We start from the raw sequence: 19796 nt of genomic DNA on the forward strand, positions 1-19796 counted from the left end.
AGTAACGTAGTGAAAACCCCGGATCCGCCGCAAGCGTTTCCGGGGTTTGTTTTTTTAAGGGCGCCGGCAACCCGCATACAGCCTCAGCTGCTACCACTCGGCAAAGCTGCCGTCCTTGTGGCGCCAGATCGGGTTGCGCCAGCGATGGCCGATGGCGGCGCGTTCCTTGACGTACTCTTCATTGATTTCGATGCCCAGCCCCGGCCCTTGCGGGATGGTGACGTAGCCCTTGTCGTAGGCGAAGACATCCGGTTGTGTCACATAGTCGAGCAAGTCGTTGCTCTGGTTATAGTGGATGCCCAAGCTTTGTTCCTGGATGAAGGCGTTGTACGACACCGCATCGACCTGCAGGCAGGCGGCCAGCGCGATCGGCCCGAGCGGGCAGTGCAGCGCCACGGCGACGTCATAGGCTTCGGCCATGGTGGCGATCTTGCGCGTCTCGGTGATGCCGCCGGCGTGCGACACATCCGGCTGGATGATGTCGACATAGCCTTCGCTCAGGATGCGCTTGAAATCCCAGCGCGAATACAGCCGTTCGCCCAGCGCGATCGGGGTGCTGGTCAGCGGCGCCAGTTCCTTCAGCGCTTCGTAGTTTTCGCTCAGCACCGGCTCCTCGATGAACATCAGCTTGTACGGATCCAGTTCCTTGATCAGGATCTTGGCCATCGGCTTGTGCACGCGGCCGTGGAAATCGACGCCGATGCCGATGTGCGGGCCGACCGCTTCGCGCACAGCGGCGACATTGGCCAGAGTGGCTTCGACCTTTTCATAGGAATCGACGAACTGCAGTTCTTCGGTGCCGTTCATCTTTACCGCGGTGAAGCCGCGCGCGACGGCATCCCTGGCTGCTGCCGCGGTGTCGGCCGGGCGGTCGCCGCCTATCCATGAATAGACGCGGATGCTGTCGCGCACCGGGCCGCCCAGCAACTGGCTGACCGAGACGCCGAGCGCCTTGCCCTTGATATCCCACAGCGCCTGGTCGATGCCGGCCAGCGCGCTCATGTGGATGGCGCCGCCGCGATAAAAGCCGCCGCGGTACAGCACGGTCCAGTGGTCCTCGATGTGGCGCGGATCCTTGCCGATCAGGTAGTCCGCCAGTTCTTCGACGGCCGCTACCACGCTGTGCGCGCGGCCTTCCACCACCGGCTCGCCCCATCCGACCACGCCTTCGTCGGTTTCTATCTTCAGAAAACACCAACGCGGCGGTACGATGTAAGTGGTCAGTTTGGTGATCTTCATTAATCCGTTCTCCTGGTTACAGGCCGCGGCTGAGCCGCGCGCCCGGTCGACTATCTGCTGTTTTGTTCTTGTGCCGCGCACCATGCGGCGACAAACTTGTTGGCATGCTGGCCCACCTGTTCGGCGCTCAGGCCAGGCTTGTACAAAGCCGAGCCCAGGCCGAAGCCGGAGGCGCCGGCATCGATGAAGGTCGCCAGGTTCTCGGGCGTGATGCCGCCCACCGGCAGCAAGGCAATTTCGCGCGGGATCACCGCGCGCCATGCCTTGACCACATGCGCGCCCAGCTGCTCGGCCGGGAACATCTTCAAGACGTCGGCGCCGGCCGCCAGCGCGGCAAACGCTTCGGTCACCGTGGCCACGCCCGGCGCGCAAGCCAGGCCGGCCTGCTTGGCTGCCGCGATCACCAGCGGGTCGCTATGCGGCATGACAATGATTTCGCCGCCGGCGCGTTTCACCGCCGCCACCTGGTCGGTGCTCAAGACGGTGCCAGCGCCCACCATGCAGTCCGCCGGCAGGGCGCTGCGCAGCGTGCGGATGCTGTCGTAGGGCTCGGGCGAATTGAGCGGGACTTCGATGATCCTGAAGCCGGCCTCGTACAACTTGAGGCCGATCGCCGCCACTTCATGCGGCTTGACGCCGCGCAGGATGGCGATCAGCCCGCATTGTTTCATTGCGCTTTTTAGCATGATGCTCTCTCCGATGCCTCAGTCAGGTATGCAGCAATCCGGCGCTGAGCGCCAGTTGCCATAGTCCGCGTTCGGTGGCTTGCTGCACCACCTCGATCTTGCCGAAGCCATAGGCGCACAACGCCTGCACATAGCGTTCGCACAAGCCGGCCTCGCCGACCAGCATGACCTGCGCCGGCAGCCGCTGCTGTGCCTGCAGCATGCCGTGCAAGGCGGCGATCTCATGGCCGATCAGCAGTCCCGACAGGTATTCGCGCTGGCCGGTGCCGTCCAGCACGCCGGTCAGTCCCAGGGTGCGGGTACTGAATATGGTCGACAATACACCAGCTTGTCCGGCTGCGGTTTGCGCCACCTGCAGTCCGCGTTCAAAGCTGCGCTGGGCGTCGCCCGTGTCGTTGTGGCTGGCAACCATGCCGCGGCCGAGAATGGTGTGTCCGCATAGCGCCGCATAGACTTCGCCGGTCATGAAGGTGTCGAAATGCCGGACTTCGTTCTGTGTTTCCGCATGCCGGATTTGCACCCATTTGGAATGGGTGCCGGGCAAGCCGATCAGGATGTCTGCGGCTTGGCCTTGCTGCGCATGCAGGGACAGCACGCCCACCACCTGGGTTTCCTCGCCGCGCATGACGTTGGGCAGCTGCGAGTTTTCCATCAGGCCAGGCACGATATGGATCAGCTGGCCATGGCGGTTGCGCAAGCTGGCCAGGCTGCCGCCGATCTGGCCGACCGCGAGCGGCACTTCCAGGTAGGGCGCCTCGCACCAGCCCTGGCGGCTGCCGACCATGCCTGCGGCAATCACCGGCGTGCCTGGCGCTGCTTGCAGCCAGTCGCCGCAAGCCTGTTCAAAAGCTGCTTCGAAGCCGGCATTTTCTTCATCGCCGGCATCCGGCAACTGCATGACACCCCACGGCAAGGCACGCAGCTCCAGCCGCTGGCCCTCAGCGCCGAGGCGATAAGCGCGCAGCGACGACGTGCCCCAGTCGAGGGCGATTAAGCGCGTTTGATGCGGTGCTGGATTCATTGGCTTGGGCGGATTCTGAAATGGTTTGTTTTGCTGCCGGTTGCGTACAGGTGTATCAATCAAGTGTTGCGTACTTTATTCCGGCAGCAATTCCTTGTCAATATATGATATTCTATCCCAATATATGGGATATAACTGTTTGAGGGATGGAGTGATGCGAAAATCGCCGGACTTGATAGCGCCGATTAAAAATGCAGGCGATGAGATCGCCGCGATGCCGACCGGCACCCAGACCCTGACGCGCGGCCTGGCCGTGTTGCAGGCGGTGGCCGGCGGCGCGCGCGATCTGAAAGACATCTCGCAGTTGCTGGGCACGACTCGCAGCACCACACATCGCCTGGCCAGCTGCCTGGCGCAGGAGCGTTATCTGCGTTTTACGCCCGGCATCGGTTATGTGCTGGGGCCTAAGCTGATTGAACTGGGATTCCAGGCGCGCGAGGAAGTCTCGCTCAGCGTGGTGGCGCGGCCTTATCTGGAACAGCTGGCGGAACAATCCGGCGACACCATTCACCTGGCCTTGCAGGATAGCGACGACGTGCTTTACCTGGACAAGATTCCCGGCAAGAAGGGTTTGGAAATGCGCTCGCGCGTGGGACACCGCATGCCTATCGCCACCACCGGCGTCGGCAAGGCGCTGATGCTGGGCATGAGCGAGGGCGAGTGGAAAAATCTATATGAGAAGCGCAGCTCGGCCACCAGCGTCGATACCTCGCGCTTGCTGCCCAAGCGCAGCTGGACTGAGTTCCGCGATCAGATGCGTGCTTATGCCAAGGGCGGCTACGCCTTCGATCTGGAAGACAACGAGCCGTCGATACGCTGCGTGGCGGCGCCGATCTACGACGCCAGCCACGCCATCGTCGCGGCCATCAGCGTTTCCAGCACGCTGCCTTACATGCCGCTGGAACGGATGCAGTCGTTGATCCCGGTGGTGCAGGCCGCGGCTGCCGGCATCTCCGGCGAACTCGGCGCCAATCCGGAAATCATTGGCAGTCGCGTGGATTGATCACGGCATTAGCGGCGGCAGCTTGCGCGGCTTGCGCTGGTCGTCGGTGGCGACATAGGTCAGCGTAGCTTCCGTCACCTTGACGATTTCGGTCTGCAGCCGGTTGCGCTCCGCATAGACTTCAACATTGACCGTGATCGAGGTATTGCCGACCTTGACGATGCTGGCGTAAAACGACAGCAGGTCGCCGACGAATACCGGCTGCTTGAACAGGAAGGAATTCACTGCAATGGTGGCGACGCGGCCGTTGGCGCGGCGCGTGGCCGGCAGCGAGCCGGCAATGTCGACCTGGGCCATGATCCAGCCGCCGAAGACGTCGCCATGGACGTTGGCGTCGGCCGGCATCGGCATCACGCGCAGTTGCGGCATGGTGTCTGGCGGTAATTGATTGTCGTTTTGATCAGCCATCTTTTATTTTCCCCGAGAGCTACAATTGATTAGTTATTTATATCTGTAATTTATATCTGCAATTTATATCTGCAATTTATATCTGTAGCTTAAACCATTCTTTAAGATTGTCACCCAATGCGCCACCATTCAAGCCCACAGCCGGACGCCGCTGCCGCCGTAAATAACGGCGCGCAGCCCAAGCGCAGCGACTGGGCCACGCTCAAGACTTTGCTGCCCTATCTCTGGACGTACAAGTGGCGGGTGTCGCTGGCGCTGCTGTTCATGCTCGGCGCCAAGCTGGCCAATGTCGGTGTGCCGCTGGTCTTGAAAAAACTGGTCGACAGCATGACCGTTACCGCCAGCCATCCGCAGGCGATGCTGGTGCTGCCGCTGGGAATACTGGCAGCCTACGGCTTGCTGCGCCTGAGCACCACCTTGTTCACCGAGCTGCGCGAATTCGTGTTCGCCCGCGTCACCCAGCGCGCGGTGCGCACCATCGCCCTGCAGGTGTTCCGCCACCTGCATTCGCTGTCATTGCGTTTCCATTTGAACCGCCAGACCGGCGGCATGACGCGCGACATCGAACGCGGCACGCGCGGCATTTCCTCGCTGGTGTCTTACGCCTTGTTCAGCATCCTGCCGACGCTGATCGAAATCTCGCTGGTGCTGGGCTACCTGGTGCTGCATTACGACATCTGGTTCGCCGGCATCACGGTGGTGGCGCTGGTCAGCTATATCGCTTTCACGGTGACGGTGACCGAGTGGCGCACTCACTTCCGGCGGACCATGAACACGCTCGATTCCAGCGCCAACACCAAGGCCATCGATTCGCTGATCAACTACGAAACCGTCAAGTACTTCGGCAATGAAGAATACGAGGCCAGGCGCTATGACGATGGCTTGATGCGCTACGAAACCGCAGCGGTGAAGTCGCAGACTTCCCTGTCGCTGCTGAACACCGGGCAATCGCTGATTATCGCTATCGCCGTCACCCTGATCCTGTGGCGGGCGACGCAAGGCGTGATCGACGGCAAGATGACCCTGGGCGACCTGGTGCTGGTTAATTCCTTCATGATCCAGCTGTACATTCCCTTGAATTTCCTCGGCGTGATTTATCGTGAAATCAAGCAGAGCCTGGCGGACATGGAGCGCTTGTTCCACCTGCTCGATGAGAACCGCGAAATCGCCGATGCAGATGGCGCGCGTCCGTTGCTGACCGGCGGCGCGCAGGTGCGTTTTTCGCATGTGGATTTCAGCTATGAAAGCAAGCGCCAGATCCTGTTCGACGTCGACTTCACGATCGCCGCCGGCACCACCACCGCGGTGGTCGGCCACAGCGGTTCCGGCAAGTCGACCTTGTCGCGCCTGCTGTTCCGCTTCTACGATATCAACAGCGGCCGCATCACCATCGACGGCCAGGACCTGCGCGACATCACGCAAGCTTCGCTGCGCCAGGCGATCGGCATTGTGCCGCAGGATACGGTGCTGTTCAACGACAGCATCGAGTACAACATCGCCTATGGCAAGCCGGGCGCCAGCAAGGCGGAAATCGTGGCGGTGGCCAAGGCTGCGCATATCCATGAATTCATCGAGTCGCTGCCGGACGGCTATGACTCGATGGTCGGCGAGCGCGGCCTGAAATTGTCCGGCGGCGAAAAGCAGCGTGTCGCCATCGCCCGTACCTTGCTGAAGAATCCCGCCGTGCTGATTTTCGACGAGGCGACATCGGCGCTGGATTCGAAATCCGAGCAGGCGATCCAGGCGCAGCTGAAGGAAATCGCCAGGGACCGCACCACGCTGGTGATCGCTCATCGCCTGTCGACGATTGCCGACGCCGCGCAGATCCTGGTGCTCGATCACGGCCGCATCATCGAACGCGGCACGCATGCCCAGTTGCTGGCGGCGGATGGCGCTTATGCGCAGATGTGGCTGCGCCAGCAGGCGCATCCGGAGGAAGTGGGGAGCGTATCGCCGCCGCTGCCCGATGCTGACGGCTACGCTGAAAATGTAATCCGGATGGTGTAACGGCACAACGCCGGCAGAGATTGTCGGCGCGCCGCGCGCCAATTTCCTGTGCCGAGAATCCAGACTCGCGTTACGATAGCGGCATGGAAAGCAAATGGCTAGAAGACTTCATTTCGTTGGCGGAAACCCATAGTTTCAGCCGTTCGGCAGAATTGCGTCACGTTACGCAACCGGCGTTTTCGCGCCGCATCCAGTCGCTGGAGGCGTGGCTGGGCGCCGATCTGATCGACCGCACGTCCTATCCGACGCGGCTGACTGCGGCCGGCGAAGTCTTTTACGAGCAGGCGCTGGAGATGCTCGGCCAGATCAACAACGCCCGCGCGCTGATGCGCGGCAAGCGGCCGACGGCCTTGAGCACGGTCGATTTCGCGGTGCCCCATACACTCTCGCTGACTTATGTGCCGCGCTGGATCCGCGTGCTGGAAGACGGTTTCGGTCCGCTCAACACGCGCCTGCTGGCCTTGAACGTGCATGACGCGGTGATGGCGATGGTCGACGGCGGTTGCGATCTGCTGCTGTGCTACCACCATCCGCGCCAGCCGGTGCAGCTCGATACCGGCCGCTACGATCTGATCACGCTCGGCAGCGAAGTGCTGCGCGCCTACGCGCATTGCAACAAGGCCGGCGAGCCCGACTATCGCTTCCCCGGCAGCGCCAGCGCGCCTTTGCCCTTCCTGTCGTACACCAGCAATGCCTATCTGGGGCGCATGGTGGAACTGATCCTGGCCGACGCCAAGAAGCCGCTGTATCTTGAAAAGCGCTATGAAACCGATATGGCGGAAGGCTTGAAAATGATGGCGCTGGAAGGGCATGGCGTGGCCTTCCTGCCGGAGTCCGCCGTGACCCGCGAGGTCAAGCTGAAGCAGCTTGCCAGCGTCGACCAGGCGGCGCCGGAATGGGAAGCGACCATGGAAATCCGCCTGTATCGTGAACGGCCGACCATACAAAGACCGGGCAAGCCGGTGGTCGCCAGATTGTGGGCGTATCTGCTGCAACAGCAGGAACTGGCGGCCAAGGGCGCCAAACGTAAAACCCCCATCCCCGCCATTTCCAGCCAGCGTTAAGCGTCAGCCGCTAGCGATGAAAAACCGTGCTTGCAGCAGAAAGATTGCCTTATACATAACAATGCAAAATTTGCATAGTTACATGCGCACAAAGCATTGGCAATGCCCTGTGCCGTTGTCCTACGATGCGGCACTAGATCGATTTTGCTCCCGCTGCAGTCTTTCATATGGGAGCCGGTCTGCCACTTCCTGGAGCGCGCAAAAGCATGACTATCAAGCACGAAGTCCCATCCTATCTCTCGCAACATGGCATCGGCCCATGGGGCGATTATCTCGAACAAATCGATCGCGTTACACCTTACCTTGGCAACCTGGCCCGCTGGGTCGAGACCATGAAGCGCCCGAAGCGCATGCTGATCGTCGACGTCCCTATCGAACGCGACGACGGCACCATTGCTCACTTCGAAGGCTACCGCGTTCAGCACAATACTTCGCGCGGCCCAGGCAAGGGCGGCGTCCGTTTCCACCAAGACGTGACACTGTCTGAAGTGATGGCGCTGTCGGCCTGGATGACGGTCAAGAACGCAGCAGTCAACGTGCCGTACGGCGGCGCCAAGGGCGGCATCCGGGTCGATCCGAAGACCTTGTCGCAAGGCGAACTGCAGCGCATGACACGGCGCTACACCAGCGAAATCGGCATCATCATCGGCCCTAACAAGGACATTCCGGCGCCGGACGTCAACACCAACGAACAGATCATGGCATGGATGATGGATACCTATTCCATGAACCAGGGCAGCACTGCTTCGGGCGTGGTGACCGGCAAGCCGATCTCGCTGGGCGGCAGCCTGGGACGGCGCGAAGCCACCGGCCGCGGCGTGTTCGTGGTGGGTTGCGAAGCCGCCGTCAAGCGCGGCCTGGATATCCATGGCGCCAAGATCGCGGTGCAGGGTTTCGGTAACGTCGGCAGCATCGCGGCACGTTTGTTTGCCGATGCCGGCGCCAAAGTGGTGGCGGTGCAGGACCATATCTCCACGGTGACGCGTTCCAGCGGCCTGGACGTGGCGGCATTGCAGGCCCACGTGCAGAAAACCGGCAGCGTGGCCGGCTTCAGCGGCGGCGAAGAAATCAGCGATCGTGCGCAGTTTTGGGGGGTGGATTGCGATATTTTGGTGCCTGCGGCGCTGGAACAGCAGATCACTGTCGAGAACGCCGGCAAGATCCGCGCCAAGATCATTCTGGAAGGCGCGAACGGTCCGACCAGCCCGGCAGCGGATGACATCCTGCATGAAAAAGGCGTGCTGGTGGTGCCAGACGTCATCGCCAACGCCGGCGGCGTGACGGTCAGCTATTTCGAATGGGTGCAGGATTTCTCCAGCTTCTTCTGGACCGAAGACGAAATCAATCTGCGCCTCACCCGTATCATGCGCGAAGCGTTCACTGCGGTGTGGCAGCTGGCTGAAGAGAAAAAGGTCTCCCTGCGTACCGCGGCGTTCATCGTTGCCTGTACCCGGGTATTGCAGGCGCGCGAAATGCGCGGTTTGTATCCTTGATTAATGCCGCGCTAAGTTGAGCTATAGTCGAAATGTTTTGCGCGCGCGCAATTGGCGACCCAAATCGCTGCTTGCGCGTGTACTATCTGGCCCCGGTAGAATCCGGGGCGTTTGTCCATCTGGAAGCGATGAAAAACAATCGCGATGGATAAGCGAATAGCTGGCTTGAATATTGCATGTTATGCACATTCCGGACCGAAAAATAATTCGACATCATTAGCAAATATCAACAGGAGAACGGCGTGGCAATCAGGGAAATCAACAAAAGTGGTATGGCCGCGTGGCGCCGGACAAGCGGCTTAAGCGTGGCGTTGGCGCTGAGCCTGGGTTTGAGCGCGGCTGCGGCGCAGGCGGAAGACGCGTTGACAAGGATTCGCGACAGCAAGACCATCACGATCGGCTACAGAGAGGCATCTTTTCCTTTTTCCTTTCTGGACCAGGACAAGAAGCCGGTGGGTTATGCGATCGACTTGTGCTTGAAAATTGCAGATGCCGTAAAGCAACAATTGAAATTGCCGCAATTGAATATCGCCTACGTGCCGGTGACTTCATCCAATCGGCTTGACATGATTGCCGGCGGCAAGGTGGACCTGGAGTGCGGATCGACCACCAACAATGCAGAACGGCGCAAGCGGGTCGATTTCACCATTGCGCATTTCATGGCATCCACGCGCATGATCGTGCGGACCAGCGACACCATCAAGAACTGGCCGGACCTGCGCAACAAGAAAGTGGTGACGACCAAGGGCACCACCAGCGTCAAGTCGCTGGATGACCGCGGCCAGGTGCGTGCGCTGAACATGACGGTGCTGGAAGGGCGCGATCACAACGAGTCGTTCAAGATGGTGGAAGAGAAGGCGGCTGACGCTTTCGTGATGGACGATGTGCTGCTGTACGGCTTGAAGGCGACGGCCAAGGATCCGGCAGCGTATGCGGTGGTCGGTGATCCTTTGACAACCGAGCCGTACGCTATCATGCTGCCGAAGGGCGATCCGGCATACAAGGGCCTGGTGGACCGCGAAATGGGCCGCATCATTCACGACGGCGAAATCCAGAAGCTGTATACCAAGTGGTTCCTGAGCGCGATACCGGCAAAAAATAATCTTACGTTGAACATGCCTATGAGCTATCTTTTCAGAGAGTCATTGCGCTTTCCATCGGATCATGTAGGAAATTAACGGTAGCAAGGTCATAGCAAGAATAAAATTGGCCGTAGTTGAAAATTTATACAGGTTGGGGAGACCAGTATTTTTGGAGGAGAGCAGTAAAAATAAAAAATATGCATGGGTATAAGTCCGCTGTGCGAGCAGCGAGTTTGTTAAACTATACAGATAATCTTTAACGGGAGTTGTTATGATGTCATCGAAATTGGTCGTCGCTTTGGTTGGCCTGGGAGTGCTGGTTGGCTCCGTGCAAGCGCAAGAACTGACCGGAACACTCAAAAAAATCAAGGACACCGGCACTATTACCCTGGGTGTGCGCGATTCTTCTATCCCTTTCTCATACCTTGATGACAAACAGTCGTATCAAGGCTATTCGATCGACCTGTGCCTGAAGGCCGCTACTGCCATTCAAAAGCAGCTGGGCATGACAGCACTCAACGTCAAGATGGTTCCGGTGACATCGGCGACCCGTATTCCGCTGATCTCCAACGGCACCATCGACCTGTCCTGCGATTCCGCCACCAACAATGCCGAGCGTCAAAAGGTTGTGTCCTTTGCGCCGACCATGTACGTGACAGCGAACCGCATCCTGGCCAAGAAATCCTCCAACATCACCAAACTGGACGACCTCAAGGGCAAGACCATCGTTTCCACTTCCGGCACCTCGAACCTGAAGCAAGTCACGATTCTCAATGGCGAGCGCAACCTCGGCATGAACATCCTGGCTGCCAAGGACCACGCTGAAGCGTTCCTGATGGTTGAAACCGGCCGTGCAACTGCGTTCGTGATGGACGACATCCTGCTGGCCTCGCTGGCTGCCAGCTCGAGAGCGCCTAACGACTATGCAATCACCACCGAAGCGCTGTCGGTTGAGCCGTACGGCATCATCGAGCGTAAAGACGACCCGGCATTCAAGCAAGCCGTCGACACGGCGTTGACCAACCTGTACAAGTCGGGCCAGGTTAACGACATCTACGCAAAATGGTTCCTGAAGCCGATCCCGCCTAAGGGCGTCAACCTGAACGTGCCGATGAGCCCGCAATTGAAGGCAGCATTTGCTCATCCGACCGATTCCGGCGATCCGGCTGCCTACGCTGCCGTGCCTGAAGCGCAAAAACAATCGTTGAAGAAAAAATAAGATTGGCGATCTAAAGAAATGAAGGGGAGGCGGAAGCCTCCCATTTTGTTTCTGGAATCGATTTGCTGCGATGCACAATTTGTGCGCCGGGCAGCGGCAGGTCCGGCGCATTTGGGTAGCTTATTTTGGTAGCTTATGCCGCAGCAGTAAGTTAGAGAGTGAGAGGGGACTTAATATGCATTACAACTGGAACTGGGGTATCTTCTGGCAAGAGTCTCCCGACGGTGTCAGCACTTACATGGACACCTTGCTGGCCGGTCTGAAATGGACGCTTGCGTTGTCTATTTCAGCCTGGATCATGGCGCTGGTCATCGGTACGGTGATCGGTACGATTCGCACCATGCCGAACAAGTGGGCAGTACGCCTGGCCAACGGCTATGTCGAATTATTTCGTAACATTCCATTAATCGTTCAGATGTTCCTCTGGTATTTCGTCATGCCGGAGATCGTACCTGCGAGCATTGGCGGCTGGCTCAAGAGCTTGCCGAATGCATCGTTCATCACCGCCTTCCTGGCGCTGGGTTTCTTTACGTCGTCGCGGATTGCCGTACAGGTTTCCGCTGGCATCAATGCACTGCCCCGTGGCCAAAAGCTGGCGGGTACTGCACTTGGCTTGACGTTGCCACAAACATATCGCTACGTATTGCTGCCGATGTCGTTCCGGATCATCATCCCGTCCCTGACCAACGAATTTGCAGCGATCATCAAGAACAGCTCGGTCGCATTGACCATCGGCCTGGTGGAACTGACCGCCGCGACCTATTCAATGCGCGAATTTACGTTCCAGACTTTCGAAGCCTTGACCGGCGCCACGGTGATTTACGTGATCATTTCAGGGATCGCCTTGTTGCTGGCGCGCTGGCTTGAAAAAGCCATTGCGATTCCAGGATTTATTGCCTCTGGCAGTGCGAATACAGGAGGCCACTAATCATGTTTTCAAATTTCGATTTTGACGTCATCCAGCGTTCCTGGTTCTATCTGTTCACCACCGGCATGAAGTTCACGCTGACGCTGACCCTGGTAGCGATGATAGGCGGCATCCTGTTCGGCACCGTGCTGGCGATGATGCGCCTGTCGCACAACAAGGTCATCTCGCTGATCGCCACCAGCTATGTCAACCTGATCCGCTCGGTGCCGCTGGTGCTGGTGATTTTCTGGTTCTACTTCCTGGTGCCGTATATCGGCGCCTGGATCATCGGTGCGCAGCAGCCGGTGCAGGTCGGCGCCTTTTCATCGGCGCTGATTACCTTCATCTTGTTTGAAGCCGCTTATTATTGCGAAATCATGCGTTCCGGGATCCAGTCGATTCCACGCGGCCAGATTTCCGCCGGCTATGCGCTCGGCATGAATTACTGGCAGATGATGGGCAATGTGGTGCTGCCGCAAGCGTTCCGCAACATGATCCCGATCCTGCTGACGCAAACCATCGTGCTGTTCCAGGACGTGTCGCTGGTCTACGTGCTGGGCTCGGTGCCGGACTTCGTTACCGTTGCGTCGAAGATCGCGCAGCGCGACGGCCGTCTGGTGGAAATGTACATGTTTGTCGCCGTGGTGTACTTCGTGATGAGCTTCGGTTTGTCGTCGCTGGTCAAGCAGCTGCAGCACAGGGTAGCGATTATTCGATAATGGACGGCGGCATGCCCTGAGCAGGGCTGCCGCCAGTTGCACAATAGAATTCAGGAATTAGGAGAAATACTCATGATTAAGCTTAACAACGTCAGCAAATGGTACGGTCAATTTCAAGTCCTGACCGATTGCACTACGCAAGTGGCCAAGGGCGACGTGGTCGTCGTGTGCGGACCGTCGGGCTCCGGCAAATCGACGCTGATCAAGACCGTCAACGGCCTCGAGCCGTTCCAGAAGGGCGAGATCACAGTCGATGGCGTTTCGGTCGGCGATCCGAAGACCAACCTGTCGAAACTGCGCGCGCGCATCGGCATGGTGTTCCAGAACTTCGAGCTGTTCCCGCACATGTCGATCCGCGAAAACCTGACCATCGGCCAGGTCAAGGTGCTCGGCCGCAGCCAGGATGAAGCCAACGAAAAGGGCTTGAAATACCTGGACCGGGTCGGCCTGATCGCGCAGAAAGACAAGTTCCCAGGCCAGCTGTCCGGCGGCCAGCAGCAGCGTGTGGCGATTGCCCGCGCCTTGTCGATGGACCCGATCGCCATGCTGTTCGACGAGCCGACTTCGGCGCTCGATCCGGAAATGATCAATGAAGTGCTGGACGTGATGGTCGGCCTGGCGCAAGAAGGCATGACCATGATGGTGGTGACCCATGAAATGGGTTTCGCCAAGAAGGTCGCCAACCGCGTGGTGTTCATGGACAAGGGCCTGGTGGTGGAAGACTGCCGCAAGGAAGAGTTCTTCGGCGCGCCGCGTTCCGACCGCGCACGTGACTTCCTGGCCAAGATCATTCACTGATCGCAGGATTGCCGGCAGGACAAGAAGCCGCTCCGGTGCATGCCCGAGCGGCTTTTTTTCATGGCGCCTGCCGGTGCTGGCCGCGGCTGCGATTCAGGCTGGCCGCCGCGGCTGCGGTAAAATGACGCTCATTGAAGCCGTCGCCACGCCATGCTCTCCATCAAACCTTATCTGCGCAGCCTGAAACTCAATCCCGACAAGGCGATTGACTACGATGCCTATCCTTTCAGCATTCCTGCCGTGCGGGAGCTGGAGCAGATCGAGTTTCATCCTGAAGTGACCTTCCTGGTCGGCGAAAACGGCGCCGGCAAATCGACTTTGCTGGAAGCGATGGCGATCGCCTGGGGTTTCAATGCCGAGGGCGGCACCATGAATGCGCGCTTCTCGACCGCCGATGCGCACTCCGAGCTGCACAGCTACCTGCGCACCGTGAAGAGTTTCAAGCGGCCGCGCAACGGCTATTTCCTGCGCGCCGAGAGCTTTTTCAATCTCGCCACCTACGAAGAGGAACTGGAGGAGGGCGCCGGGCGGGTCCACCATTCCTATGGCGACAAAGGACTGCACCGGCAATCGCATGGCGAATCTTTCCTGGCGCTGCTGCAGAACAAGTTCCAGCCGGACGGCTTCTACATGCTGGACGAACCGGAAGCGGCACTGTCGCCCAACCGGCAGCTGACAGCGCTGGCGATCATCCACAAACTGGCGCAAGATCGCTGCCAGTTCATTATCGCCACCCACTCGCCGATTTTGCTGGCCTATCCGCACGCCAGGATTTACCTGCTGGACCAGAGCGGGCTCAGCGAAACCCGTTACGAAGACACTGAACACTATACGACCACACGCCATTTCCTGAACAATCCGGCAGCCATGCTGGAGCGACTTTTTGCAGAAGAGAATGAAGATGACTGATGCCTTGATTAATACACTGACCATCACCCGCCCCGACGACTGGCACTTGCACCTGCGCGACGGCGTCGCGCTGGCCAGCGTGCTGCCGCACAGCGCGCGCCAGTTCGGCCGCGCCATCGTGATGCCCAACCTGAAGCCGCCGGTCACCACCACTGCGCAGGCCGCGGCCTACCGCGAGCGCATCCTCGCCGTGCTGCCGCCCGGATTGACGTTCGAGCCTTTGATGACGCTGTACCTGACCAACAATACGCCGCCCGACGAAATCCGCCGCGCCAAGGACAGCGGCTTCGTGCACGCGGTCAAGCTGTATCCGGCCGGCGCCACCACCAACTCCGATGCCGGCGTGACCGATCTCAGCAAGTGCTACAAGACGCTGGAAGTGATGCAAGAGCTGGGCATGCCTTTCCTGGTGCACGGCGAAGTGACCGATCCGGCCATCGATATCTTCGACCGCGAAGCGGTCTTCATCGAGCGCGTGATGCAGCCGCTGCGGCGCGACATGCCGGAATTGAAAGTGGTGTTTGAACACATTACCACCAAGGATGCCGCCCAGTACGTCGAGAGCGCCGAAGGTCCGGTCGCCGCCACTGTCACTGCGCACCACCTGCTGTACAACCGCAACGAAATCTTCAAGGGCGGGATCCGCCCGCATTACTATTGCCTGCCTGTGCTGAAACGGGAAGAGCATCGCCTGGCCCTGGTGCGCGCGGCGACCTCCGGCAGCAGCCGTTTCTTCCTCGGCACCGATTCGGCGCCGCATCCCAAGGGCCTGAAGGAGCATGCTTGCGGTTGCGCCGGCTGCTATACCGCGCTGCATGCAATGGAGCTGTATGCACAAGCGTTTGATCAGGCCGGGGCGCTGGATCAGCTGGAAGCATTCGCCAGCTTCAATGGGCCGGCGTTCTACAATCTGCCGCGCAACCAGGGCAGCGTGACCCTGAAGCGCCAGCCGTGGACCTTGCCGGCCGAACTGCCGCTGGGCGATACCACGCTGGTGCCGCTGAACGGCGGTGAAGCCATAGACTGGCAGTTGGTATAAAGTCATCCGGCCGCCGGCGCGCGGCGGCCGTTCGCATCAGCATGGTGCGATTTTTGCTTGCTTGCATGACAGCGATGGATAAAACGCTATCCCATCCGGTCTAACCGTAGCTCAATGAGTCGTCTGCGGACGAAGGTTTCAAGCATGCAAAGTCTACGTATCGTCGTGGTCAATCCTGTCGCCATCGAGGGCGAAGACGATCCTGCGTTTACCGCCCAGGCTGCGCGCGGCAAGGACTTGCGCATCGGTTTGCTGGAGGCCGGCTACAACATCATTGCTTCGCTTCCCGCCGACCTCTATCTCCCCGAAAGAATTGCCCAACTACAACCCGACATGATCATCGTCGACGCCGAATCAGACGCCCGCGACGTGCTGGAGCACGTGGTGGTGGCGACCCGCGACGCGCGCCGGCCGATCGTGCTGTTCACCGAGGACGCCAAGACTTCCAGCATGGATGCCGCCATGGCCGCCGGCGTCTCTGCCTACATCGTGGCAGGGTTGCAGACGGCGCGCATCAAACCTGTGCTGGATGTCGCCCTGGCGCGCTTCCGCCAGGAGCAGAAATTGCTGGCGGAACTGTCCGATACCAAGCTGAAACTGGCGGAGCGCAAGGTGCTGGAGCGCGCCAAAGGCTTGCTGATGGAACATCACAAGCTGAGCGAGCAGGAGGCTTATCAAAAGCTGCGGCGGCTGGCGATGGACAAGAACCTGAAGTTGTCCGAGGTAGCGCAGCGGATCATCGATGCCGCCGATTTGCTTGGCTAGCGCTTGAAGCAAGCCTGCATCGGCAGGAATGCCCGAAAATCGTGAGCTTGTTTGGTGCGATGCACAAAACGGGTGCGCTTTGCCGCCGGGATCCCGGCGCTTTTCTCCCTGCAACTCCTGGCACGTGGTTTGCATGGTTGATTCCAGGCGCCAGCGTTGGCGCTGCTGGAATCGGCTAACGGCGGTCTTTTCCACATAAGACAAAGGTGTCTTTCCACATGACTGGTGCATTGTGGAACGACGCCTTTTTGTTTGCCGAAACAAAGTGGAGCCATGCGATGGAATCAAAAAGAGCACTGCCGCAAGATGATCTTGACCTGAGCCTGGCTGTCGACGGCAAGCGCCGCCAAATACTACAAGCCGCCACCGTTGCGGGAGGAGCCAGCATGTTGGGATTATCTAGCGCCGGAGTATGGGCAGCCGGCTCGGACAAGCCGGAAAAAACCGAAGTCAAGATCGGCTTCATTCCACTCACGGATTGCGCCTCGGTGGTGATGGCGTCGTTGCTCGGCTTCGATAAAAAATACGGCATCAAGATCGTCCTCAGCAAGGAAGCCTCCTGGGCCGGCGTGCGCGACAAGCTGGCCAACGGCGAGCTGGATGCTGCACATGTATTGTCGGGTTTGATCTACGGCGTGCAGATGGGCATCGGCGGCCAGAAGAAGGACATGGCGATCCTGATGGGACTCAACAATAACGGCCAGGCCATCACGCTCTCCAAGAAGCTGGCGGACAAAGGCGCGGTGGACGGCGCTTCGCTGGCCAAGCTGATGGCCAGCGACAAGCGCGAATACACGTTTGCCCAGACTTTCCCGACCGGCACCCATGCCATGTGGCTGTACTACTGGCTGGCCGCCAACGGCATCAATCCACTCAAGGACGCCAAGGTGATTACCGTGCCGCCGCCGCAGATGGTGGCCAATATGCGGGTCGGCAACATGGATGGTTTCTGCGTCGGCGAACCATGGGGCCACCGCGCGATTGTCGACGGCGTCGGCATCACCGCCATCACCACCCAGGAAATCTGGAAGGATCATCCGGAAAAAGTGCTCGGCACCACCGCCGAATTCGCTGCCAAGAATCCGAACACTTGCCGCGCCCTGATTGCCGCGGTGCTGGAGGCCGGCAAGTGGATCGACGCCTCGCTCGCCAACAAGAACAAGATGGCGGAAGCGATCGCCGACAAATCCTATGTCAACACCAGCAAGGACGTGATCGACCAGCGCATCATGGGACGCTACCAGAACGGCCTGGGCAAGACCTGGGACGATCCGAACTACATGAAGTTCTACAACGACGGCCTGGTCAATTTCCCCTACCTGTCGGATGGCATGTGGTTCATGACGCAGCACCGGCGCTGGGGCTTGCTGAAGACGGATCCCGACTACCTGGCGGTGGCCAAGTCAGTGAGCCAGATCGATCTGTACAAGGACGCCGCGGCCATGACCAAGACGCCTGTGCCGAAAGATGCGCTGCGGACCTCGAAGCTGATGGACGGCACGGTGTGGGATGGCAAAAACCCCCAAGTCTACGCGGCCTCGTTCAAGATCCGCGCATAACATCGCGTGCCAAGCAGACGTTCCGTAAGCGCATTTTTTGGGAGAGCCATTATGAGTGCAATCATGGACACCGCGGCAAATGCAAATCGTCAGGCGGCGACGCACGGCGAGGTCGCCGAAAGCGAGGCGAATGCCGATGCGGCGGTCGCCGCCAGCAGCAGCGCCGCCCAGCCGCCGCCGAAAAGCAGCAGCAGGCGCAGCAGCATGCCGCCATGGCTGCTGCAGATTGTCGCGCCGCTGCTGGGGCTGGCCTTCCTGGTGCTGGTCTGGCAGATCATCGCCATGCACAACAGCCAGTTCCCGACGCCGCTGCTGACCTTGCAGGAAGCGCTCAAGCTGTTCGCCGATCCGTTCTATCGCACCAGCCCCAACGACCAGGGCATCGGCTGGAATATCCTGGCCTCGCTGCAAAGGGTCGGCATCGGTTTCGGACTGGCGGCGCTGGTCGGCATCCCGCTGGGTTTCATGATCGGCCGCTTCAGATTCCTGTCCAGCATGTTCGGCCCCATCATCAGCTTGCTGAAGCCGGTATCGCCGCTGGCCTGGCTGCCGATCGGCCTGCTGGTGTTCAAGTCGGCCAATCCGGCGGCGATCTGGGCGATCTTCATCTGCTCGATCTGGCCGATGGTGATCAACACCGCGGTCGGGGTGCAAAGAGTGCCTCAGGATTACATGAATGTGGCGCGCGTGCTGAACCTGTCGGAATGGAAAATCATCACCAAGATTCTGTTTCCATCGGTGCTGCCTTACATGCTGACCGGGGTGCGGCTGGCGATCGGCACCGCCTGGCTGGTGATCGTGGCGGCGGAAATGCTGACCGGCGGCGTCGGCATCGGCTTCTGGGTCTGGGACGAGTGGAACAACCTCAACGTGCCGCACATCATCATCGCGATCGTGGTGATCGGCGTGGTCGGCCTGCTGCTGGAGCAGTTGCTGGTGACGCTGGCGAAAGCGTTCACCTACGAACAAGTCGCCGGTTAATTCGATAGCAAGGACCAAACATGGAACAGCGCGACGCCAAATTCATCGACATCCACCGGGTTGAAATGGTGTTCAGCACCCGCAAAGGCCAGTTTCATGCGCTGCGCGATATCAGCCTGACGGTGCGCAAGGGTGAGTTCGTGACCTTGATCGGCCATTCCGGCTGCGGCAAGTCGACCCTGCTGAATCTGATCGCCGGCTTGCTGATGCCGAGCGAAGGCGTGCTGATTTGCGCCAGCCGCGAAATCGGCGGACCGTCGCCCGAGCGGGCGGTGGTGTTCCAGAATCATTCGCTGCTGCCCTGGCTCACCTGCTTCGAGAATATCTATCTCGGCGTCGAGCGGGTGTTTTCAGCAGCGGAAAACAAGAGCGCCATGAAGGAGCGCACCAAGGCGGCGCTGGCGCTGGTGGGCTTGAGCGCGGCAGGACAGAAGCGGCCGCATGAAATTTCCGGCGGCATGAAGCAGCGCGTCGGCATCGCGCGGGCGCTGGCGATGGAGCCCAAGGTCTTGCTGATGGATGAGCCCTTCGGCGCGCTGGATGCGCTGACGCGTGCACACTTGCAGGACGAATTGCTGAAGATCGTCGCCAAGACCGGATCGACGGTGGTGATGGTGACCCATGATGTCGACGAAGCGGTGCTGCTGTCGGACCGCATCGTGATGATGACCAACGGTCCGGCCGCCACCATCGGCGAGATCGTCCAGGTCAGGCTGGCGCGGCCACGCGAGCGGCTGGCGCTGGCGCAGGATCCGCTGTATTCCGAATACCGCACTTCGGTGCTGGAATTTTTGTATCGCAAGCAGGCGGTCGCCCATGCGGGCTGACGCCTGACCGGGAGAATGACTATGCAGGCAGGCAAAGTGATATTGGTAGGGGCGGGGCCGCGCAACCGAA

General features: G+C 59.8%; 19 protein-coding genes. 15 read left to right on the top strand and 4 right to left on the bottom strand.

The window, feature by feature from the left end:
- Positions 1 to 90: 90 nt before the first annotated feature.
- Genes dgoD through AC07V8_RS13760 form a run of 3 tightly spaced genes read right to left on the bottom strand, consistent with a single transcriptional unit; the run spans position 91 to position 2946 of the window.
- A complete protein-coding gene (gene dgoD, locus AC07V8_RS13750; RefSeq protein WP_211445191.1) occupies positions 91 to 1239 on the bottom strand; it encodes a galactonate dehydratase in 1149 nt (382 codons plus the stop codon).
- 50 nt (positions 1240 to 1289) lie between these two features.
- Positions 1290 to 1925: a 2-dehydro-3-deoxy-6-phosphogalactonate aldolase gene (locus AC07V8_RS13755; RefSeq protein ID WP_494678712.1), complete on the bottom strand. Its 636-nt coding sequence runs from the start codon at positions 1923 to 1925 to the stop codon at positions 1290 to 1292.
- A 22-nt stretch (positions 1926 to 1947) separates the two neighbouring features.
- Positions 1948 to 2946, bottom strand: coding sequence for a 2-dehydro-3-deoxygalactonokinase (locus AC07V8_RS13760; protein ID WP_494678713.1), 999 nt, complete (start codon positions 2944 to 2946; stop codon positions 1948 to 1950).
- A 154-nt stretch (positions 2947 to 3100) separates the two neighbouring features.
- Between AC07V8_RS13760 and AC07V8_RS13765 the strand changes: the two genes are divergently transcribed.
- Positions 3101 to 3949 (top strand): IclR family transcriptional regulator, encoded by an 849-nt coding sequence (locus AC07V8_RS13765; RefSeq protein ID WP_494678714.1) that lies wholly within the window; start codon positions 3101 to 3103, stop codon positions 3947 to 3949.
- Here the strand turns inward: AC07V8_RS13765 and AC07V8_RS13770 are convergent, their stop codons facing one another.
- A complete protein-coding gene (locus tag AC07V8_RS13770) occupies positions 3950 to 4357 on the bottom strand; it encodes an acyl-CoA thioesterase (RefSeq protein WP_098494274.1) in 408 nt (135 codons plus the stop codon). It lies immediately after the preceding gene.
- 117 nt (positions 4358 to 4474) lie between these two features.
- Between AC07V8_RS13770 and AC07V8_RS13775 the strand changes: the two genes are divergently transcribed.
- From AC07V8_RS13775 to AC07V8_RS13840, 14 genes are all read left to right on the top strand, one after another.
- Positions 4475 to 6364, top strand: a complete 1890-nt coding sequence (locus AC07V8_RS13775) for an ABCB family ABC transporter ATP-binding protein/permease (RefSeq protein ID WP_494678715.1) — start codon at positions 4475 to 4477, stop codon at positions 6362 to 6364.
- A gap of 83 nt (positions 6365 to 6447) precedes the next feature.
- The gene (locus AC07V8_RS13780) at positions 6448 to 7428 is read left to right on the top strand and encodes a LysR family transcriptional regulator (protein ID WP_494678716.1); all 981 of its coding nucleotides are present in this window, start codon (positions 6448 to 6450) and stop codon (positions 7426 to 7428) included.
- A 206-nt stretch (positions 7429 to 7634) separates the two neighbouring features.
- Entirely contained in the window at positions 7635 to 8921 is a 1287-nt protein-coding gene (locus AC07V8_RS13785) for a Glu/Leu/Phe/Val family dehydrogenase (RefSeq protein ID WP_494678717.1), read from the top strand.
- 272 nt (positions 8922 to 9193) lie between these two features.
- Positions 9194 to 10099, top strand: a complete 906-nt coding sequence (locus AC07V8_RS13790) for an amino acid ABC transporter substrate-binding protein (RefSeq protein ID WP_494678895.1) — start codon at positions 9194 to 9196, stop codon at positions 10097 to 10099.
- Positions 10100 to 10274: 175 nt separating this feature from the next.
- The gene (locus tag AC07V8_RS13795) at positions 10275 to 11222 is read left to right on the top strand and encodes an amino acid ABC transporter substrate-binding protein (RefSeq protein ID WP_494678718.1); all 948 of its coding nucleotides are present in this window, start codon (positions 10275 to 10277) and stop codon (positions 11220 to 11222) included.
- Positions 11223 to 11397: 175 nt separating this feature from the next.
- Positions 11398 to 12150, top strand: a complete 753-nt coding sequence (locus tag AC07V8_RS13800; RefSeq protein ID WP_494678719.1) for an amino acid ABC transporter permease — start codon at positions 11398 to 11400, stop codon at positions 12148 to 12150.
- Positions 12151 to 12152: 2 nt separating this feature from the next.
- A complete protein-coding gene (locus AC07V8_RS13805) occupies positions 12153 to 12848 on the top strand; it encodes an amino acid ABC transporter permease (protein WP_494678720.1) in 696 nt (231 codons plus the stop codon).
- Positions 12849 to 12920: 72 nt separating this feature from the next.
- Entirely contained in the window at positions 12921 to 13646 is a 726-nt protein-coding gene (locus AC07V8_RS13810) for an amino acid ABC transporter ATP-binding protein (RefSeq protein WP_061944582.1), read from the top strand.
- Positions 13647 to 13796: 150 nt separating this feature from the next.
- On the top strand, positions 13797 to 14555 hold the full coding sequence (locus AC07V8_RS13815) for an AAA family ATPase (RefSeq protein ID WP_211473756.1): 759 nt from the start codon (positions 13797 to 13799) through the stop codon (positions 14553 to 14555).
- The gene (pyrC, locus tag AC07V8_RS13820) at positions 14542 to 15594 is read left to right on the top strand and encodes a dihydroorotase (protein WP_494678721.1); all 1053 of its coding nucleotides are present in this window, start codon (positions 14542 to 14544) and stop codon (positions 15592 to 15594) included. Before AC07V8_RS13815 ends, pyrC begins: the two co-directional genes overlap by 14 nt.
- Before the next feature lie 144 nt (positions 15595 to 15738).
- Entirely contained in the window at positions 15739 to 16359 is a 621-nt protein-coding gene (locus tag AC07V8_RS13825; protein ID WP_494678722.1) for an ANTAR domain-containing response regulator, read from the top strand.
- Between the two features lie 278 nt (positions 16360 to 16637).
- The gene (locus AC07V8_RS13830) at positions 16638 to 17918 is read left to right on the top strand and encodes a CmpA/NrtA family ABC transporter substrate-binding protein (protein WP_494678723.1); all 1281 of its coding nucleotides are present in this window, start codon (positions 16638 to 16640) and stop codon (positions 17916 to 17918) included.
- Between the two features lie 204 nt (positions 17919 to 18122).
- Positions 18123 to 18899 carry a nitrate ABC transporter permease gene (gene ntrB / locus AC07V8_RS13835; RefSeq protein WP_494678896.1) on the top strand — a complete coding sequence of 259 codons (777 nt, stop codon included), beginning with the start codon at positions 18123 to 18125 and terminating at the stop codon, positions 18897 to 18899.
- Positions 18900 to 18919: 20 nt separating this feature from the next.
- Complete coding sequence (locus tag AC07V8_RS13840; protein ID WP_494678724.1) at positions 18920 to 19726, top strand: ABC transporter ATP-binding protein; 807 nt, start codon at positions 18920 to 18922, stop codon at positions 19724 to 19726.
- Positions 19727 to 19796 lie beyond the last annotated feature (70 nt).

The organism is Collimonas sp. GW821-FHT02H07 (genome assembly GCF_059421505.1).

What these genes read in the sequence shown, in the direction of transcription:
- dgoD (WP_211445191.1), bottom strand. Translation starts at nt 1,239, where the DNA reads ATGAAGATCACCAAACTGACCACTTACATCGTACCGCCGCGTTGGTGT.
- AC07V8_RS13755 (WP_494678712.1), bottom strand. Translation starts at nt 1,925, where the DNA reads ATGCTAAAAAGCGCAATGAAACAATGCGGGCTGATCGCCATCCTGCGC.
- AC07V8_RS13760 (WP_494678713.1), bottom strand. Translation starts at nt 2,946, where the DNA reads ATGAATCCAGCACCGCATCAAACGCGCTTAATCGCCCTCGACTGGGGC.
- AC07V8_RS13765 (WP_494678714.1), top strand. Translation starts at nt 3,101, where the DNA reads ATGCGAAAATCGCCGGACTTGATAGCGCCGATTAAAAATGCAGGCGAT.
- AC07V8_RS13770 (WP_098494274.1), bottom strand. Translation starts at nt 4,357, where the DNA reads ATGGCTGATCAAAACGACAATCAATTACCGCCAGACACCATGCCGCAA.
- AC07V8_RS13775 (WP_494678715.1), top strand. Translation starts at nt 4,475, where the DNA reads ATGCGCCACCATTCAAGCCCACAGCCGGACGCCGCTGCCGCCGTAAAT.
- AC07V8_RS13780 (WP_494678716.1), top strand. Translation starts at nt 6,448, where the DNA reads ATGGAAAGCAAATGGCTAGAAGACTTCATTTCGTTGGCGGAAACCCAT.
- AC07V8_RS13785 (WP_494678717.1), top strand. Translation starts at nt 7,635, where the DNA reads ATGACTATCAAGCACGAAGTCCCATCCTATCTCTCGCAACATGGCATC.
- AC07V8_RS13790 (WP_494678895.1), top strand. Translation starts at nt 9,194, where the DNA reads ATGGCCGCGTGGCGCCGGACAAGCGGCTTAAGCGTGGCGTTGGCGCTG.
- AC07V8_RS13795 (WP_494678718.1), top strand. Translation starts at nt 10,275, where the DNA reads ATGATGTCATCGAAATTGGTCGTCGCTTTGGTTGGCCTGGGAGTGCTG.
- AC07V8_RS13800 (WP_494678719.1), top strand. Translation starts at nt 11,398, where the DNA reads ATGCATTACAACTGGAACTGGGGTATCTTCTGGCAAGAGTCTCCCGAC.
- AC07V8_RS13805 (WP_494678720.1), top strand. Translation starts at nt 12,153, where the DNA reads ATGTTTTCAAATTTCGATTTTGACGTCATCCAGCGTTCCTGGTTCTAT.
- AC07V8_RS13810 (WP_061944582.1), top strand. Translation starts at nt 12,921, where the DNA reads ATGATTAAGCTTAACAACGTCAGCAAATGGTACGGTCAATTTCAAGTC.
- AC07V8_RS13815 (WP_211473756.1), top strand. Translation starts at nt 13,797, where the DNA reads ATGCTCTCCATCAAACCTTATCTGCGCAGCCTGAAACTCAATCCCGAC.
- pyrC (WP_494678721.1), top strand. Translation starts at nt 14,542, where the DNA reads ATGAAGATGACTGATGCCTTGATTAATACACTGACCATCACCCGCCCC.
- AC07V8_RS13825 (WP_494678722.1), top strand. Translation starts at nt 15,739, where the DNA reads ATGCAAAGTCTACGTATCGTCGTGGTCAATCCTGTCGCCATCGAGGGC.
- AC07V8_RS13830 (WP_494678723.1), top strand. Translation starts at nt 16,638, where the DNA reads ATGGAATCAAAAAGAGCACTGCCGCAAGATGATCTTGACCTGAGCCTG.
- ntrB (WP_494678896.1), top strand. Translation starts at nt 18,123, where the DNA reads ATGCCGCCATGGCTGCTGCAGATTGTCGCGCCGCTGCTGGGGCTGGCC.
- AC07V8_RS13840 (WP_494678724.1), top strand. Translation starts at nt 18,920, where the DNA reads ATGGAACAGCGCGACGCCAAATTCATCGACATCCACCGGGTTGAAATG.